13 protein-coding genes are annotated in these 13884 nt (G+C 38.3%); 3 read left to right on the top strand and 10 right to left on the bottom strand.

The genetic code is table 11. The features are described from left to right. Window positions 1-4: 4 nt before the first annotated feature. Both IGI46_RS13640 and deoC read right to left on the bottom strand, forming a co-directional pair. Entirely contained in the window at window positions 5-976 is a 972-nt protein-coding gene (locus IGI46_RS13640; protein WP_429973610.1) for a tyrosine-type recombinase/integrase, read from the bottom strand. A gap of 413 nt (window positions 977-1389) precedes the next feature. Then, window positions 1390-2088, bottom strand: a complete 699-nt coding sequence (gene deoC / locus IGI46_RS13645; protein ID WP_429973611.1) for a deoxyribose-phosphate aldolase — start codon at window positions 2086-2088, stop codon at window positions 1390-1392. 376 nt (window positions 2089-2464) lie between these two features. Here deoC and IGI46_RS13650 point away from each other — a divergent pair, with 376 nt between their 5' ends. Continuing rightward, a complete protein-coding gene (locus tag IGI46_RS13650) occupies window positions 2465-3334 on the top strand; it encodes a MurR/RpiR family transcriptional regulator (protein WP_429973612.1) in 870 nt (289 codons plus the stop codon). An 82-nt stretch (window positions 3335-3416) separates the two neighbouring features. Here the strand turns inward: IGI46_RS13650 and IGI46_RS13655 are convergent, their stop codons facing one another. Then, window positions 3417-5090: a formate--tetrahydrofolate ligase gene (locus tag IGI46_RS13655; RefSeq protein WP_429973613.1), complete on the bottom strand. Its 1674-nt coding sequence runs from the start codon at window positions 5088-5090 to the stop codon at window positions 3417-3419. Between the two features lie 256 nt (window positions 5091-5346). Here IGI46_RS13655 and IGI46_RS13660 point away from each other — a divergent pair, with 256 nt between their 5' ends. Further along, the gene (locus IGI46_RS13660; protein WP_207703082.1) at window positions 5347-5556 is read left to right on the top strand and encodes a cold-shock protein; all 210 of its coding nucleotides are present in this window, start codon (window positions 5347-5349) and stop codon (window positions 5554-5556) included. A gap of 29 nt (window positions 5557-5585) precedes the next feature. Here IGI46_RS13660 and IGI46_RS13665 read toward each other — a convergent pair whose 3' ends face one another. Next, the gene (locus IGI46_RS13665; protein WP_429963637.1) at window positions 5586-6014 is read right to left on the bottom strand and encodes an EbsA family protein; all 429 of its coding nucleotides are present in this window, start codon (window positions 6012-6014) and stop codon (window positions 5586-5588) included. Window positions 6015-6048: 34 nt separating this feature from the next. Between IGI46_RS13665 and IGI46_RS13670 the strand changes: the two genes are divergently transcribed. Further along, on the top strand, window positions 6049-6450 hold the full coding sequence (locus tag IGI46_RS13670) for a ribonuclease HI family protein (protein WP_429973614.1): 402 nt from the start codon (window positions 6049-6051) through the stop codon (window positions 6448-6450). Here the strand turns inward: IGI46_RS13670 and cls are convergent. The 6 genes from cls to IGI46_RS13700 all read right to left on the bottom strand — a co-directional run bounded on the left by cls (window position 6445) and on the right by IGI46_RS13700 (window position 13872). Continuing rightward, window positions 6445-7905, bottom strand: a complete 1461-nt coding sequence (gene cls, locus IGI46_RS13675) for a cardiolipin synthase (RefSeq protein WP_429973615.1) — start codon at window positions 7903-7905, stop codon at window positions 6445-6447. The two genes, IGI46_RS13670 and cls, sit on opposite strands and share 6 nt — an antisense overlap. A 621-nt stretch (window positions 7906-8526) precedes the next feature. After that, a complete protein-coding gene (locus IGI46_RS13680; RefSeq protein ID WP_429973616.1) occupies window positions 8527-9213 on the bottom strand; it encodes a zeta toxin family protein in 687 nt (228 codons plus the stop codon). Window positions 9214-9224: 11 nt separating this feature from the next. Further along, window positions 9225-9374, bottom strand: a complete 150-nt coding sequence (locus tag IGI46_RS13685) for a hypothetical protein (protein ID WP_429973617.1) — start codon at window positions 9372-9374, stop codon at window positions 9225-9227. Beyond that, the gene (locus IGI46_RS13690) at window positions 9367-9651 is read right to left on the bottom strand and encodes an antitoxin (RefSeq protein ID WP_429973618.1); all 285 of its coding nucleotides are present in this window, start codon (window positions 9649-9651) and stop codon (window positions 9367-9369) included. Before IGI46_RS13690 ends, IGI46_RS13685 begins: the two co-directional genes overlap by 8 nt. Window positions 9652-9922: 271 nt before the next feature. After that, window positions 9923-12556, bottom strand: a complete 2634-nt coding sequence (gene alaS / locus IGI46_RS13695; RefSeq protein WP_429973619.1) for an alanine--tRNA ligase — start codon at window positions 12554-12556, stop codon at window positions 9923-9925. Between the two features lie 263 nt (window positions 12557-12819). After that, entirely contained in the window at window positions 12820-13872 is a 1053-nt protein-coding gene (locus IGI46_RS13700) for a DUF7278 family profilin-like fold-containing protein (RefSeq protein WP_429973620.1), read from the bottom strand. Window positions 13873-13884 lie beyond the last annotated feature (12 nt).

Genomic DNA, 13884 nt, shown 5'->3' on the forward strand with positions numbered 1-13884 from the left:
ATATTTAGTAAGATTTAGGAACGTTCCCTTTTTTATTATTTAAGAACGGCCACATAGGCAGCACCTTCTTGTAACCTAGTTCAACATATGTATCACTTATCCTTGGTTCAGTCCAAAGTATCCGATCTCTTCTAAAAACAAGCTCATTCTTCGCGCTCTTCTTAAGTTCCTGTAAGACTTGATAAGTCATTTCTGGTATCGGTAGTTTGCGAATGCTAGTATGCTCGACTACCTCACTGACTACATTCTGATAGGAAGTATTTAGCTCAATTAATCGGTTTTCAAAATCAATATCTTTCCATTCTAACGATAGCAGCTTGCTCATTTGCAGTTTTGTTTCCTGATTGATGCACAAAGCAGCTTTCAGCTGGAACCCATCGCTCTCTGGAGACTCTTCCAGCAAGTTTGCTATTGTAAAATGTGCGAAGAACTCCTCTTTATTTGGTCGCCAAGCATAATAGTAAGGATTATACCGTATGAATTTCGCTCTTTTTGCTTTCCACATCAATCCGTTAAATAGTAAAAAGATCTCCTTGGCTTTTTCTTTTTCATAGCTCTCAATCAGCATCTTTATAAATTTATTGACTCTCTCAGGTGTAATCAATGTGATAGGCAGATTACCAAATTCTGGAACAAGGTGGTTCTCTATCAGCATTTTGTATCTCTGATGTGTCCATTTTTTTCTTTCTCGTCTTTCTTTATCGGCCTCTAGAAAATATATGCACCATTCGCTGAAGGTATAAACCTTTGTCGTTGCATTCTTTCGATTAGGTAAATCACCCACAAAACGATGTTTTTTTATAAACTCTTTTTCATAGGCTTTCTTTATCTCTACTTTTTTTGCTTTGGCTTCTTCTCTGGTTTCACCATAAACAGAAAAAAATTTCTTTCCACCATTTTTTCTTTTGCCGATTGGAAAACGTCCCTCCCAACGGCCATCTGATCTTAAATAAATATTGTCCCCTTTTTTCGACATTTATCCCTCTCCCTGCTTATAAACGATCAAATCGTTTTACCTTCCTATTTTACTATAGCAGGAAAAAATTTCCTAATATTTCCATCACTCATAACAACAAAACTAACAATCATTAAACGATCATCAATTTAAATAACCAAAGGAATAAATAATTATAATAAGTCTTGCAATCTGAATCAAGGGAATCAATTGATGGTGTAAATCAGAATTACTGGAAGCCGCTAAGATAATCTACTCTCACATCATGTTGACATATTGGCTGAAAAGTTCGAGCATTTTCGTGAACAAACGGTTTGTTCATTCCTATCACTTTTTTGAAAGAAGCCTTACATGACAGAAAAATCGTTGTCTAACTAGTGATATTCATTTGTTAATATAAATATTGGTTTTTCACTTAATTTGGACCAGCAGGATTATTTTAAGCCTAAAACAGTTGGTGTTGATTTGTACCCTACACCCATACGGTCAATTCCCATATCGATCAATTCTAAGAAATGGTCACGAGTACGGATACCTCCGCTGCCCTTTATTTTAATGCGTCCTTTGCATTGGTCCATCATGATCTTGATTACTTCATTTGTAGCGCCATTCGATTCGTATCCAGTAATAAACCCAGTACTCGTTTTTACAAAATCTGCTCCTGCAGTAATCGCACATTCACAGGCTTGACGAACTTGTTCCTCATTCAAGGTATCCGTTTCAAAGATAACTTTCACGGCTGTTCCATACTTATGGCATACATCCACAACAGCTTTAATATCAGTAGTAACGTCGTCGTATTTTCCGCTTCTGATCCATCCAAAATTAGCTACGATATCCAATTCATAAATGTCGCCACGTTTACAATACTCTTCCGCTTGTAACGCTTTTGAAGCAGTTGTACTTGTTCCAAATGGAAAATCACAAACCACACAGATTTTGGTTTTGGTATTCTTTGTCATCTCTGCTGCAATATCTAACGATGAAGGATTGATACATACTGTCGCACAATGGTAATTAATGCCTTCTTGAATATACTTACGAATTTCCGCTTCTGTAAAATCTGGTTTCAATACGGATTGGTCAATATACATTCCTAATTCTTCTACTGTCATTTCTGTTGCCTCCTTCATAGTAGTAAACCTCCTATTCGATTTAACCAATTGTATTTTTACTACAATCCAACTATAAATCTTTTTTATTCTTTTGTAAAGAGAAAAATGTAGTAAAAGTACTTATCACGATTCGCTTTGTCTATTCTAGCTTGAATTTTGTAAAGGTCATAGTTTTAATCAACTTTCTATCTTTCCAATTAAGTAGGTAAACTAAACCTTACTCTATGATGCTGAATCTATTTCAACTGTTCAGTCTTCTAACTTTACAAAGCATTCTCAACAAAAAAAAATTCACACTTTCTACCATACACATGCATTTATTAAACAAGGTTTGACGTCTCTATAGAAATACATTATCATGTAGTAAAACTACTAAAAAGGTCTGGTTGAATCTATGAATGAAAACCAATTATACTCAGAAACGATCAAATTGAACTACAATTCTCTCAGCAAATCTGAAAAGAAAATAGCAGATTATGTTTTAGAAACTGGCTATAAAGTCTCTGAAATGGCTTTAGCTGAACTTGCCAAAGCTACCGGAGTCAGTGATCCTTCGGTCGTCCGCTTTACTAAAGCTTTGGGGTATAAAGGTTTTAGCGATTTTAAATCTCACGTATTACGAGATTGGGGAAAAGAAAGCTCTCTTCCTCAATCTGATAAGTTTGTTGATCTGAATATTTCACCAGAGGATAAGTTGGAAAGTATTCCTCAAAAAATTATTAGTTCTTCTATGAAGGGGCTAGAGGATACCATGAAAATTTTTGATTATGAAGCCTATGAGAAAGCTGTTCATAGTATTTCTAAAGCCAATCGAATTGAGGTTTTTGGGGTAGGAACTTCCGGCAGTATTGCTTTAGACTTCGTCAGTCGGTTGATTCGTATTGGGTTGAATGCACGCTATTTTGCTGACAACCACTTAGAACAATTGAGCCTTGTATCGTTAGGAAAAGAGGATGTCGCAATTGCAATTTCCCACTCTGGCAGCACGATTGATGCGGTTGACAGTTTGAAAATTGCCAAGGAAGCTGGTGCAACGACGATTGCCCTAACAAACTATAAGGCTTCGCATATCTCTAAGTATTCAGATATTGATCTATTAACTGGTGATCATGAAACAACATTCTATAGTGAAACAATGGTTTCCAGAATGTCCCTACTCTCTTTAGTTGATATGTTGTATATGGGCATTCTGTTAAGTGATTACGAAAAATATACAACCATATTAGACAAAGTGAATACCTTAGTCGAAAAGAAAAACTACTAAAAAAGATGGTGTATAGCCAACCTTAACTACTAGGGCAGCTATACATCATCTTTTATTGATTTTATTTAAAGTAATCTATTGCTTAAAATAATCCGATCGCCGTACCATTTTCATCAACATCCATATTTAAGGCTGCTGGTTTCTTCGGTAGACCAGGCATCGTCATTACATCACCAGTCAGGGCAACAATGAAGCCAGCACCGATCTTAGGAACAAATTCACGGATTGTTACTGTGAAATTGCTTGGTGCCCCTAGCTTAGCTGGATCATCAGACAATGAATATTGCGTTTTTGCCATACATACTGGCAGTCGATCCCAGCCATATTTTTTAAAGGTTGCCAACTGCTGTTTAGCTTTTTTGCTATAGCTTACCTCTGAACCACCATAAATTTCTTTGACGATGGTTTCAACCTTTTCTTCTAAGTCGTCGTGTTCACGGCTGAAGATTGAAGTGAAGGCTGCATCACTTTCTTCAATTGTTTGAACAACAGTGTTGGCTAAGTCGATTCCACCCTCTGGACCTTTTTCCCAAACGCTTGCTAGTTCAACCTTTACATCTTCTGCTTCACATAATTCTTTTAGTAAAGCAATTTCTTTATCGGTATCGCTGATAAATTCGTTGATTGCTACGACTACAGGCAGCCCGTATTTCTTCATGTTAGCAATATGTTTTGCTAAATTACTGAAGCCTATTTTTAGGGCTTCAAAATTTTCTGCACTTAAATCAGATTTGGCTACACAGCCATGCATTTTTAACGCTCGAATTGTTGCAACGATTACTACTAGGTCGGGTGCTTTACCTAGGCTTGGAACCTTAATATCTAAGAATTTTTCTCCACCTAAATCAGCGCCAAAGCCAGCTTCAGTCACAGTATAATCTCCGCAATGAAGAGCAGTATTGGTCGCAAGAATACTGTTACAGCCATGAGCAATATTGGCAAATGGTCCACCATGCACGAAAGCTGGTGTCTGATAAATCGTTTGAACCAGGTTCGGCTTGATAGCATCCTTCAAGATCAAAGCAAGTGCACCTTCAATCTTCAGGTCACCAACGGTAATTGGTTCACGATCGTAAGTGTAAGCCACGACAATATTGCTTAACCGTTTCTTCAAGTCTTGGATATCTGTAGATAAACATAGAACTGCCATAATCTCGCTGGCGACAGTAATATCAAAGCCATCCTCACGAGGAACACCATTAATCGGTCCGCCAAGACCGACTGTAATATGACGCAATTCACGGTCGTTCAAATCCACGACGCGCTTCCAAATTACCCGACGAGGATCAATACCAAGCTCGTTGCCTTGGTGAAGATGATTATCCAATAATGCAGATAAGGCATTATTGGCAGTAGTAATGGCGTGCATATCGCCGGTAAAGTGAAGGTTGATATCTTCCATCGGCAATACTTGCGCATAACCGCCACCGGTTGCGCCTCCCTTAATTCCCATAACTGGACCTAACGAAGGTTCTCTCAGTGCAATCACAGTATTTTTACCGATTTTGTTTAGAGCATCCCCTAATCCAATCGTAACAGTTGATTTGCCTTCACCCGCTGGTGTTGGATTAATTGAGGTTACTAAAATTAGTTTGCCTTCAGGCTGTTGATGGATACGATTCAAAGCAGAAAAATCAATTTTAGCTTTGTAGTTGCCAAATAGTTCAAGATCCTCCGCTGTAAGGTTTAATTTTTCCGCAATTTGCGTGATAGGGGCTAATTCTGTTGCTTGAGAAATTTCGATATCTGTTTTCATAAGCCTTCCTTTCCCGAACGATAATCATTCTGGTCTCTTTTTTATTCGTTCATTCACATTATAACGAATTTATTTGAGAAAAACACTAAATACCATTAGTAAATTTCCTTCATAGGCAAAAGCGTTCGGATTCTCCTAGATTCGCCTCGGTTTACTAGTAACGACTTCACTTTTATTAGGAAAAGTCGTGTGTATATTCGCTTTTTTCTACCCTTTCGATTATAATGGAATCACTACTGATAAGGAGTGTGGCTGTATGCAAACGGGGATTGTTAAGTGGTTTGATGAAGCAAAAGGTTATGGTTTCATCACTTATGATGAAGATCAGGAAGTTTTTGTCCATTTTACAGCTATTGAAGAGGATGGCTTCAAATCATTGAGGTCAGGTGAAGTAGTAGAATTTGTGATTGTTGAAGGCGCTCGCGGCGAGCAAGCAGCGCATGTGAAAAAAGAAATGCAAAACTAATTTAGTTATACAGTTAAAAAACGTAAAGATTAGTCATGACTAATCTTTACGTTTTCTTCTTTTACTTTGATTTCAGGAAAATGCGCAGCTAAGTTTTCAAAAAAACGTTGTCGCTGCTTTTTTGACATAGACAGCCGATAATCACCTAAGCCCTTTTGTTGAATGATAATGCCATCTTTGCGGTTGCAGATTTCTTCAATATGGGATGTAGGCAGGAATTTCTTACGCCAAAACAGTGAATAGTGAATGGTTAATCCCTTTTCATTGATTGTTAAGTAGCGGTGTAAACCGATAATCAAAAAGATGAAAAACAAACCAATAATCAAATTGCCTTTCAAGAACGGTCGCGTGTTTTCCAGTGTCACGATTAATCCATAAAACAGGATAATGAAGGTAACTGACCAATAGATGATGGCAAGTGACAGCTCGGGCTGCCAGAAATAACGCTTGCTCTTCATGCATTTACTCCTAACTAATAAAAGGATGGTTGATATGATAAAAGTATTTACAGACGCCGCAACGAACGCCCAAGAAAAAAAAAGCGGCGGCGGCATTCTAATCGTTGATGATACACAACAAACACAACTGGCGATTCCTCTTGAAGAGGAAGATAACCATACTGCTGAGCTTGCTGCACTTCTCTATGCTATACGGTATTTGCTAGATCAACATTTGACTGATCAAAATGTACTTTTGTATTCAGATAGTAAGACGGCTATAAAAATATTAGACCAAGGTCGGACAAAAAACAACCGTTTTCTTCCATATTTAATGGAGTTTAACGAATTAGCCCCTCAATTCACTTTACTAGTCCTGCAATGGATTCCGGAAAGTAAGAATAAAGGGGCTGATCATCTCGCTCGTCAAGGGTTACAAAAAAGCTTGAAGCTATAGCACCGGTGACAACAGACGCGAAAATTTTTGTTTAAAGTTCAACCAGAAGGATTGGTCAGCAATCATTTTATCCGTTAACAGAATTGATTCTTCCATATCTTTTTCGAAAATATCTCGGAATTGTTGGGCAATCACTGGATCATAAATAAAAGCACTGACTTCGAAGTTCAATTCGTAGCTGCGGATATCTTGGTTGGTTGAGCCAAAGCTGGCTAGCTCGTGATCAACTACCACCGTCTTCGCATGGATAAAGCCGTTATTGTAATGATAAATTTTAATGCCTCGTTCATGCAAATAATTGGCATAATACTGAGTTGCACGGTAGATAAATGGATGGTCTGGCATAATCGGAACCATAATTCGCACATCAATTCCTGAACGAGCCGCAATTAATAGTGCTGATAGCATCGATTCATCTGGCACTAAATATGGCGATTGGATCCAAACACTCTCTTCCGCTGCTAGAATCATTCGTATGAAGCCATCGCGAATAATCAGCTCCTCTGATTCTGGGCCATCCGCAACAATTTGCATCGGAACGCCCTTCTTGATTTCCTTATCCGGTAAGACGAAGTATTCTGGTAAGTAAGCCATCCGATCTTCTTTTTTAGAAACGGAAGCATTCCAGTCTCTCAAGAAGATTTCTTGCATCGTAAAGCTGGCGGTTCCAACTACGCGACCGTGAGTATCCCGCCAGTTACCAAATCGTTCTGACTCACCTAGGTATTGGTCACCCACGTTAAATCCACCAGTCCAACCGATTTGTCCATCGATAATCACAAGTTTGCGGTGCAAGTGATAATTTAAACGTGTTTTAGCAATAATATTTTTAGAAGTAATAAACGGTGTTACTCGACCACCTTTTTCTCTTAAAGTGGCGAAAAATTTCTTGTTGGCCTTTGGAGACCCCCATGGATCGTAAATTAACCGAACCTCAACTCCTTGATCCGCTTTATCTTCCAAGATTCGTAAAAAGCGATTGCCGATTCGGTCGTTAAAGAAGGCATAGTATTCTACATGAATATTGTTTTTTGCGTTTCGCAAATCTTCAAATAAATGCTCAAATTTCTCGTTACCATCTAAAAAGAATTCAATTTCATTTCTAACTGCAATTGGCGACTCATCCCGTCGATCAAAATAATGAGACAGTGCTTCTGCTGTCGGATATAAGTTGCTAGGTTCATTATGACGAACATCCTGATTGTCTATCGCAATGATATCAGCAATTTCCTTAATCCGACGATGGTCCTCTTGTTCAAAACGATAGACCGTTTCTCCATCGATCCCTCGGCCGCTGAAGGCGTAAAGAATAAAACCTACGACAGGCAAAAAAATTAGCGTCAGCAGCCATGCTAAGATGGTTGTGATGCTTCGTTGTTTACGAAATACCGTTATTATTGCAATAATCGTATTAACCACAATAATTGCTAAAATAATTTGTTCAATTAATCTCATAGATAAATCCCCATTCTTCATAATTCTGCGAAAATCCACAGAATTCCGATCTTCTTCTTAGAATTATACCTATAAAATAAAAAGATAACAAGAAAAGCGCTGTACACTTCCTGTTATCTCAAGGATTACGAAAGAATCTGAAACAGATTGGAGTATGTTTTAATTTGTTTGAGGAGGTAAAATTTTTGAGAAAGCGTTTTATCGAAGATTAGCTTACTCATACGACTATTAACTAGCACTGGAACATTATCGAGCTAAATGATCAGCCTACTCTTTATTCAAACGCAAGTAAGCAGCTATACATATATACGTTTTAGTTCCAACGTTCACTCTGGATCCTATGAGCTTTCAATAATTCATCTGAGCTAGCATGAGATTTAAGAGTCACTCAAGTATCTCAATATACGTATCAGAAATGATGCGAATGCATTACACAAAGAACGATTTACTTCTTGAACTGTTTTACTATCCTAGAAGGTTCTAATCATAAAAAAATATCGACTTCCAGAAGTCTACCTCATAAAGCAGACTTCTGGAAAATCGATATTTTTATAGAGACTTAACTTTTACTTTAACCACTCTTGCGCAGCTTTCAAAGCATCTGGTAACCCGGCTGGATTTTTACCCCCGGTTTGGGCCATGTCTGGGCGACCGCAAGGATTTATATTTAGATACTAATTCCTTATAACTATTCGATTTTTGATGTCCATTTATCTCCATCAATTGTAAATTTTTTTGAATTTGAACAAGAAGACTTTTAGTTTCTGCTTCCTCATTTACTATTGGGTCTAAAACTTCTTTCGGATTCTTTAAAGGTGTCTTTCCAGAATGGTACAATTGATTCATTTCCCGATCAAAAATCTTGATTGTTTTAAACACGTTTTCTTTATATAAAATCGAAATATTCTCAGATAAATTTTGTACAACTAAATCATGATGCTTCTTTTTAGTTTCTCTAGCTGTTACAGGATCTTTAGAAAACTGATACTCATATCTTGCAAGCGTTCCTAAATATGACAAATCTTTTGAAACCGCAACGACATATAGACTCATTTCATATCCTTTTGCTTTTAAGAGATTAGCAGTCACTGTCGGCACTTCTGTCGTTCTCAGAGTTCCTTCTATAATCAAGTGATAATCTCTGTCACTCAAATATTCCACAATATCTTCTGTCAAACGATTAGAAAATGGCGTCACATGTGTCACGTAGTCTTTGCCATACTGTTCCACAATCTCATCAAAATTTGGATGGGCTTGTTTGAACGAATCATTATCCACTACAATTACATTTGTATCAATTTCATTCATGATAGCGTATCTTAGTGCTGTCTTACCCGCTCCAGGTGTCCGCCAAGTAAAAAAGCTTTTGGACTCTCTGTTGGAACTTTAAAGAGCGTCAAAGCTTCTAAGGTATCTTCTAAGATTAAAGAATATTGCTGTTCAGTATAATCCGTATAAAAATTAGACATACTGTTCAACTGCCTTCTGACCAGTTATAGATTTCGTATACACATCCATTGTATTCCAGTAAGATTCAACTTTAACCAAATCATCCATTGTCATTTCAAAAAGATTCATTTGTAGCATCCCTTTTAATTGATCTAACAACTCGGCATATAAATCATTTTTATTTTTTCTATCAATTTGATGATTAACAACATATCTCAATACACGATTGTAGACATTGCGAGAAAATTCATTTAATGATTCAACCTTAAAAGTTTTTTCATAATCTATTTTTCTCACCAACCTTCTTTATTTATTCTCCTAATTGTAACATAAATCAGCAAATTCTACACTTGGACTAATTTTATCCTAGTATTATGCGCTTCACTTCTTATCCTCTTATTTTATAAAAAGAGAAATTCATTCACTTTATAATTCACCATACTTTTTGTTCTCCAGGCCACCGAATAAAATTTGATCATCAAAAAGGTATTGAAAAAATCGATTTTCCTTAAGTCTATCTCATAAAGCAGACTTCTGGAAAATCGATATTTTTATAGAGACTTAACTTTTACTTTAACCACTCTTGCGCAGCTTTCAAAGCATCTGGTAACCCAGCTGGATTTTTCCCCCCGGCTTGGGCCATATCTGGGCGACCGCCACCGCCGCCGCCAACTTTAGGCGCGATTATTTTAATCAGATCGCCAGCTTTTAGACCTTTTTCGACCGCTGCTGGATTCATTGCTACCAATAAGTTGGCTTTTTCTCCTTGACCAGTTCCTAAAACTAGAATATCTGAGTAGTTCTTTTGTTTCCACTGGTCAGCCAATTGACGCAATTGGTTCATGTCTTTTACGTTAACCTGAGCGGTAATAATGGTCGTACCATTGATTTCCTTCACATCTTTGAAGACATCTCCAGCTTGTTGGTTAGCTAATTTGGTGCTTAATTGTTCGTTTTCCTTTTGTAATTCGCGTAATTGCTGCTGCAGCTGTTCCGTTTTGCTGACAACGTCCTTCATCTGTGGTGATTTCACTGTTTGCGCAACTTGTACTAGCAGATCTTCTTCTTCACGGAAGGCTTCATAGGCTTCTTGACCAGTTAAAGCTTCGATCCGTCGAACGCCAGCACCGATTCCTGATTCGGAAACGATTTTGAACAATCCAATGTCTTCAGTGTTGCTGACATGCGTTCCCCCACATAATTCGATTGACCAGTCACCGATGTTTACTACGCGAACATCATGGCCGTATTTTTCGCCAAAGAGCGCCATTGCGCCCATGTTTTTTGCTGTATCGATATCTGTTTCAATCGTTACTACTGGAATTGCTTCCCAAATTCGACGGTTCACGATTTTTTCCATTTCTTTCAGCTCTGCTGCGGTTACTTGTCCGAAGTGGCTGAAGTCAAATCGTAAGTGTTTTGGTGCGACTAAGGAACCTGCTTGGTTAGCATGTTCTCCTAAAACTTCTTTCAAGGCTTTGTGCAGTAAGTGAGTTGCTGTATGATTCTTCAAAATCTTGTTACGCATTGCTGCATTAACTTGTAGGAAGTATGTCTTGCCTTCCTTGATAGCTTGTAGAAGTTCAACCTTGTGTAACGGCTGCCCATTTGGTGCTTTTTGCACATCGATAACCTTGGCCACTACATTACCGTCTTTATCTGCCACGATTCCGTGATCAGCCACCTGTCCACCCATTTCCGCATAGAATGGCGTTTGCGCGAAAATTAATTGAGCTGTTCCACCACTAATTGCATCTACAACCGCATCCTCTTGTAAAATGGTCAACAATTGACTTTCTACTTCTAAGTGATCATAGCCGATGAATTCACTTTGAACTTTAATATCACCTAATAGGGCAGTTTGAACGCCCATAGAAGTTTCAGTTGAGCGTGCTGCCCGAGCTCTTTCTTTCTGTGCTTGCATTTCAACATCAAAACCTTCATGATCGACTTTCAAGCCTTCATCTTCAGCCACTTCTTCGGTTAATTCCACTGGGAAGCCAAAAGTATCATACAGCTTAAAGATTACTTTGCCGTCTAAAATCGTTTCATTATTAGCTTTTAGTTCAGCCAATACATCATTCAGCATAGTTAACCCTTCGTTGATTGTTTCATGGAATCGTTCTTCTTCATTGCGAACTACTTTTTGAATGAAGTCTTTTTGCTGCAGCACTTCAGGATAGTAGCTGACCATGACTTCGCCAACAATTGGTACTAATTTGTACAAGAATGCTTCATTGATACCTAATTTTTTACCATGCATTACCGCACGACGTAAGAGACGGCGCAATACATAACCGCGTCCTTCATTAGATGGCAATGCACCATCACCAATCGCAAAGGCTAATGAACGAATATGGTCAGCAATTACTTTAAAGGAAACATCCAATTGCTTGTCCAATCCGTATTTTTTTCCGCTTAGCTCTTCTACCTTACCAATTATTGGCAAGAACAAGTCAGTTTCGAAGTTGGTTGGAGCATCTTGAATAATAGAAACCATCCGTTCCAAGCCCATGCCGGTATCAATGTTTTGATGAGGAAGTGGTTCGTAAGTATTGTCTGGTTTGTGATTAAACTCAGAGAACACTAGGTTCCAGATTTCCAAGTAGCGTTCGTTTTCGCCGCCAGGATAGTTTTCTGGATCATCCTCTGCAAGATCATTGAAGGATTCTCCGCGATCGTAAAAGATTTCTGAGTCTGGTCCACTTGGCCCAACGCCTAAATCCCAAAAGTTGTCGGCTACTTCTACAACATGATCTTCTGGTAAGCCGATTTCTTCCAGCCAAATGCGTTTTGCCTCAGCATCCTCAGGATAAACCGTTACATATAATTTTTCCGCATCAAAGTCGATCCATTCCGGTGAAGTCAAAAATTCCCAAGCCCATTCAATAGCTTCCTTTTTGAAGTAGTCGCCAATTGAGAAGTTTCCTAGCATTTCAAACATCGTATGGTGACGAGCAGTTTTTCCTACGTTTTCGATATCATTGGTTCGAATTGATTTTTGAGCATTGGCAATGCGTGGATTTTCTGGAGTTACGGAGCCATCAAAATATTTCTTCATTGTAGCAACACCCGAGTTTATCCATAAAAGAGATGGGTCATTGACTGGTACTAAAGAAGCACTGGGCTCAATCATGTGTTCTTTAGATTTGAAAAAGTCCAGGTACATTTGACGAACCTGTGCACTCGTTAATTGTTTCATCATTTCTCCTCTTTTCTAAAAAATAAAAAAACTACCACTGCATCCAAGGACGAAAACTCGCGGTACCACCTTGGTTGCAATGATAGATCATTACCTCTTCAGCTCGTTAACGCCGAGTAACGTTGGTTTTCAACCAAAAGTAGTCAGGGAGCAATCTGTTAGGTTCATCGTGCAGCTCTCAGTTATGCCGCACTTCCTGTGGATGTTCGTTAACAAACCTTGTCCTGTCAGTAAGTATAAGAAAAAGCAGGCCAAATGTCAAACTAGATCTTCACAATAATGGCTTTGCGATAAAGGTATTCACTCGGTTTCAAGAATTCTTCGTGCAGAAGTGTTCTTTCTGGTGCGTAATAGGTCGAAAGCGGCAGCTTATCAACAATTGGCAAACCTGTGCTTAGTGAACTTGTAGTTAGCTTCAATACTCCTGGATCTTCGGTAATTTCATAACGTTCCATTGCTGTATCAAAGGATAGCCCAAACATGTTTAACCCTGTCATCATCTGGCGGATTTTTTTACCTCGGTAGGGATCAGAGGTATTCAAATCGTTCCCCCAGCGGAACAAACGTCGACTCCCGGCCCCATTAGCATACTCCCATTGGTCTTCCGTCAATAAATCGAAGTTTCGTTTACGAACCTTTTTGCGTAAAGTTGTATAAGTATGCGTTTCATGAGTGTATACGTGATAAAGATCACTATTTGGTACCATTTCAATATACCAGCTGTTTTCTCTCAATACACTCTTAGGAAAACTCCACCGAATACTTTCAGAAGGTGTTAAATTCGGACAAAGAACTTCCCGAATTTCTCCTTCAAAGACTAAAAATTGATCAGCCTGACCGGTAAAACTTCCGGTAACAGCGTCATAAACACCTAAAAAATTAGTGCCAGCCGGTAAAGCAAAACGCTGAACAAACATCGGCGGAATCTTGACCTTTCGTAAGCTGGTTGTGCGATCGTTAATATAATCAGCCAGTGAGTGAACATCAAGTAAATCATAGCTGTTTTGCAGCTCTTCAGGAATTCGTACATGTGGTGAATTGGGTGCGGTTTCTAACAAGGATAAGCCTTTAGTGCCCAAATTCCAGCCTAAAATTGCATCTTTGTTTCCTGGAATAAAAACAAATTCCTCATCATCAATCATCAGCTCAAAAGTTTGGCATTTTATTCCATATAATTCATATTCTTTTAATTCTATATCCGTGATTCGTAATAAAGGATTAACAAAATACATTAATACCTGACCAAATAAGGTACGCTTTTCTTTATCACTCAATCGTTTCCAATAGGACCAGTCCAGTTGATCAACGAGATTCATAGGTTAGGTTGC

Origin of the sequence: Enterococcus sp. AZ163 (genome assembly GCF_050498925.1) — a bacterium.
Lineage (GTDB): Bacteria > Bacillota > Bacilli > Lactobacillales > Enterococcaceae > Enterococcus_A > Enterococcus_A ferrettii.